Annotated in this window: 3 protein-coding genes; 1 reads left to right on the top strand and 2 read right to left on the bottom strand. The window is 60.5% G+C overall.

Annotated features, from left to right (window positions below):
• The first annotated feature begins 704 nt into the window (after positions 1 to 704).
• Positions 705 to 1,673 (top strand): C40 family peptidase, encoded by a 969-nt coding sequence (locus ACP5MM_RS09645; RefSeq protein WP_427934520.1) that lies wholly within the window; start codon positions 705 to 707, stop codon positions 1,671 to 1,673.
• Positions 1,674 to 1,818: 145 nt separating this feature from the next.
• Here the strand turns inward: ACP5MM_RS09645 and ccsB are convergent, their stop codons facing one another.
• Positions 1,819 to 2,991, bottom strand: a complete 1,173-nt coding sequence (ccsB, locus tag ACP5MM_RS09650; protein WP_427930621.1) for a c-type cytochrome biogenesis protein CcsB — start codon at positions 2,989 to 2,991, stop codon at positions 1,819 to 1,821.
• A 45-nt stretch (positions 2,992 to 3,036) separates the two neighbouring features.
• Positions 3,037 to 4,059: a TQO small subunit DoxD gene (locus ACP5MM_RS09655; RefSeq protein ID WP_427930675.1), complete on the bottom strand. Its 1,023-nt coding sequence runs from the start codon at positions 4,057 to 4,059 to the stop codon at positions 3,037 to 3,039.
• Positions 4,060 to 4,638 lie beyond the last annotated feature (579 nt).

The following is a 4,638-nucleotide window of genomic DNA, read 5'->3' on the forward strand; positions in this document are numbered from 1 at the left end:
CCTCAGGCGGCCCTTTTAATGTGCGCTCTCCAGGGAGGCAATCCGGGGTACGAGTCGGCCTGGCGGGTCACGTTAGAGTCGGGATTGAATCGCCAAAATGTTGCTCGACCTCGATCCGCCATCTCCTCCCCCCATTCTCTTTCATCCTCTGGGGTGGCGCGAGTCGCAATGTCCGTTAGAATTATAGCAAATTCCGGGCCATCGTTATCGGCCTTGCCGCAGGCCTGGAGTGCCCCCGTACCGTTTCCCGTTTCCCTTGCGTCCATCTTGCCGGCCACGTCTTTTCCGCCCATTCCCCAGGACAGCCATGGGCTGCAGGGCGGAAATGGGCAGGATATCCCAGCGCCACGCCCCTAGCTATGGGGTATTGCCATCATGGTCAATACGACCTATAGTCATAACTCAGGGGGCCTGCACTAATGGATTTTACTTATGGCTAATATACTGTCGGTTGCTGGAGCGTTGATGCTGCGACGAGCGCGGGCATTGGTCATGATTGGTGGTCAGAACGGATGCCTGACGGTATCCGTGATCTAATGAGGGGTAGGAAAGGGCCGAGCGATCTCGGCCTTTATTTTTTCAGGAGCCGTGAGGTTCCAGCGAGTGGTCTCCTCCCTGGGGAGGGGGCTGGTAATGTCACTGCATAATCCGCCGGCAGGCAGATTACGCAGCGGCGATTCCCACAGATACTCGGGAGGAAGTCGATGAGAAAGAGCCGCCGCTTGGGGATTTTTGTGGCCATGTTGGGTCTGTGTTGTGGCGCCGGGACGGGTCATGCGGCATCGGTGGGAGCGGTGCGCGCTGTGGATTACGGATCCTTGTCGCCGGCCGCGTTGGCGCTCATGCATCTTTCACCGGTGGCTTATGCCGGCGTGGGGGCCATGCCGGTGGCGTCCAGGATGTGGAGATTCCAGACGGAGACCTTCTCCAGCCAGACGCCGGAGGGGGTGACCAGTCCGCGCTTCATCGATCAGTCGCTGTTGCTGGTGAAGACCGGTTTGTCCCCCATCCTTCCCGGCACTCCGGCAGTACCCATGGCCGTGGCGCCCGAAGCCGCGCCTCTCGCCGCAGCCAGCGAGGCGCCGCCGACTTCGCGTTTGGCCCTTGCCCTGCAGATGCTGGCCAGCCAGGCCTACCACTGGGCCGCCCATCCCTTATCCGCCCTGGAGGCGGGGGGGAATGCGGCGGTGGGCGCCAGCGGCGCCGCCGAACTCGCCGCCGACATGGCTCAGGAAGGCCAGGCCGACGACAGCGGATCCCATTGGTTTTCGACCCGCTCCCTCGTGGTGGACGCCCTGAAGTTTATCGGCGCCCCCTATCGCTGGGGCGGTATGAGTCCGGCGGTGGGTTTTGATTGCAGCGGTTTTGTAAAATACGTGTTGGCGAAGTTCGATATCCATGTCCCCCGCACTTCCTACGCGCAGGCGGCCAGTCTGCAACGGGTGTCCCGCATCGATCTCAAGCCCGGTGATCTGGTGTTCTTCAACACCATGCGCCGGCCCTTTTCCCATGTGGGGATCTATATCGGCCATCAGCGCTTCGTGAGCGCGCAAACGCCCCAAAGCGGGGTGCAGGTGGCCAGTCTGGATGATCCCTACTGGGCTGCGCGCTATGACGGTGCGCGGCGCTTGCCCCATGCCGCCGCTCTGGGAGATGGGAGCAGCAGCTCCTGACGCTTTTCAGGGCATGATCGGCAAGGGTAATGATCAGGGGGCTGCCGCGGCAGCCCCCTGCTTTTTTATTCAATCTTGCCCATCCCGGTTGGTCCCCCGTGGCTAGCAGGACCCATGCCAAACAATGGCGTGTTTTCGCGGGCACTCACAGCTTGCCGTAAGAATGTAGACCTCCGAGAAAGAGATCCACGCCGATAAAGCAAAAGGTCACCACCACGAGGCTGATGAAGGCCCACCAGGCCATGGGGCGGCCCTGCCAGTGGCGCTGACCGCGGGCATGGAGAAAACCGGCGTAGTTCAGCCAGACGATGAGCGCCCAGGTTTCCTTCGGATCCCAGGACCAGAATCCTCCCCAGGCCTTGGCCGCCCAGACGGCGCCGAGGATGGTGGCGGCGGTGAAGAACAGAAAGCCGAGCATGATGGTGCCCGAGATGGTGCTGTCGAGGACTTGCAGATCCGGCAGCCGCTTCTGCAAAAAGCCTCCGCGGTGTTCAGCCCTGTCCTTGAGGAGATAGGCGAGGCCGGCCATGGCGGCAATGTAGAAATTGGCATAGGCAATGAACATGGCGGGGACATGGATCTTCATCCAGAAGCTTTGCAGGGCCGGAATGAGGGGCTGGATGCGGTTGAGGTGATAAGCGGCCCCCACCCAGACCAGGAAGACGTCGGCCACGAGGACCAGAGGCAGGACAAAGGCGCCGAGCCCGCGGCTTGCGGTGCGCTCTTCGTGGAAGAGATAAAAAAGGATCGTCGTGGCGCAGAAGAGCACCATGACGTCGTAGAGATTGCTGACGGGGATATGCCCCCAGGAAGGGTGTCCGAGATAGGTCTCTTGCCAACGGATGGCCAGACCGGCAAAACCGAGGGTGACGGCCGTCCAGGCGAACCGGTGCCCCCATCGTCCGGCAGCCTCACGCCCCAGGAACAGATACAGATAATAGCCTACGGCGCTGAGGGCGATCGCCGCGCTCATCCAGTAGAACATGGCATTGCTGTGGAAAAAATAGCGGAGGGCAAGGCTGTTGTGGGGGGTGTAGCCGAATTGATAAAGGCCGACGCCGATCCCGCCGAGGGCGAGCACGGCGAGGAAGAGCAGGCGAAAAGAGGGCCAGCGCAGGCCGAACCACATCAGGCCGGCGTACCAGAGGCCAAGAAGGATGTACTGCCACATCCAGAAGTCGGCCCGGAACAGGATCCAAACGGCGAGGGCGCCGGAGCTGAGAAAAAGGGTCCAGGCGAAGCGCTGCTGCCGTTCGCCGGGGTGGTGGGTTTTATGGACAGGGAGCGTGATGCGGCTGTTTTGTGTCTCTATGGACATGGGATCTCCTTACGGCTGATGTTGCGGCATGATGTTTTTATGTGCTCATTGCACGGGTCTTACGGGTGCGGTCCAGACGTGGTCATTGACGGAAGTGACCCGCAGCAGATAAGGACCCTCCGCTAGCGGCGCTGCTTGGATCGGCGGGAGGATGATCATGGCCTTGGCCCCTACGCCGGCAACGATGCCGAAACGATGGGCGCTGAATTGCTGATACGGATAATCATTTTGGAAACTCTTCTTGGGCAGTTCGGCCAAGGCACGGGTATCCCAGGTTTCCACGACCCGGCCATCCTCGCTTCGCAGGAGTTCGATGCGGAGGATATGGGAGGGATCGGCTGGGGTTCCGGCGTCGAGATAGGCCTGGAAACGCAGCGATCCGTCTTTGAGGATCACGGCGTTGCTCAGGGAAAGATGGTGTTTGGCCGGGCTGACGGGACCGCCATGGAAAGGCGTGATCACGGAACCCCGGTAATAGCTGTAAGTGCCGACGATCCAGACTACGCTGATCCAGAAGAGCGCGAGGCCCAGCCGTTTGAAGCCCTTTGCGGAGAGGGGAAGCGGCTGGCTGCCCCCCAACCATTGGAACCAGGTCCTTTCCCCCAAGGCGGAATTCTTGCGCAGCAGGTAATTGTCGAGACTGTATGCGCCGCTACCCGCCAGGAATAGGGTAATCCCCATGGCGAAATTCGCCGACGCCATGGTCCATTCGTCAATACAGGTGGCACCTTGCCATCCAAACATCAGCATGAGTACGGTGGATAAGCCGATGCTCGCGACGGCCGCCAGGCGGGTCATTAGACCGGCGATCAGCATGAATCCGGCAATCATTTCTATGGCGCTGAAGGCGATGACGCCGATATAGAGCAGGGTAAAGTGATGGAGCAGGTAGGAAATCAGGTGATTGGTGCCCAGTAGCGCACCGGGCATGGCTGTCTGGAATTTATAGGCCATCCAATGGCCCGCCGGGTCGAGTTTTTGCGGGCCATAAATGAAGCGGCGCGTGCCGCCTCCCCAATAGATCCAGCCCTGCGCGAAGCGCACGGCAAGGAGGGCGATGGCTGCCATGCGCCAGGCGTCGTCGGGACTGCCGGACGGAGAAATCTGTTTTGCGGTCACGTTGCTTTTCTCCATTGTGGTGAAATGGTACCGATGGTCCATGGAAGTTTTTTCCGCTTACGGAGTCGCTCCATGAGGGTTCGACTCCGTATCCGCCCCATCTTCTTACGCCAAGCATTTTCAATGCCAATTCTGGGAATGGATGTGGGGAATTCTGCAAATGGCGTATCCTTGACGCGGAAGGCTGGAGGCATTCTTAAACGAGCGGATGCATTGGCCCGGACAGTCCTCCAGCGGCGCTGGGCAATGGCCGGAATGGACCAGCGATGAACCCGCCAAAGGAAGGCTGCTAAAAGCCGGTTTGGTATTTCCTGGGGAAACGGGCATGTCTATATATTCGGATATTATGGGCAATAATCGGCCTTTCCTGCCACTTGCGCCGTCACCGGGGCGGTGCCCGGTGACGGGTGCTAGCCGGGGGTGGGCAAATCGTCGGGGCCTGCCCATTCGTAACGCGGCTCACCCTCTGTACCGGGGATATACCCCTGCTCCCGGAGCAATTTGGCGAGGGCCAAGGCCACGTTCCCC

The organism is Acidithiobacillus sp. (assembly GCF_049965315.1).
Lineage (GTDB): Bacteria > Pseudomonadota > Gammaproteobacteria > Acidithiobacillales > Acidithiobacillaceae > Acidithiobacillus_B.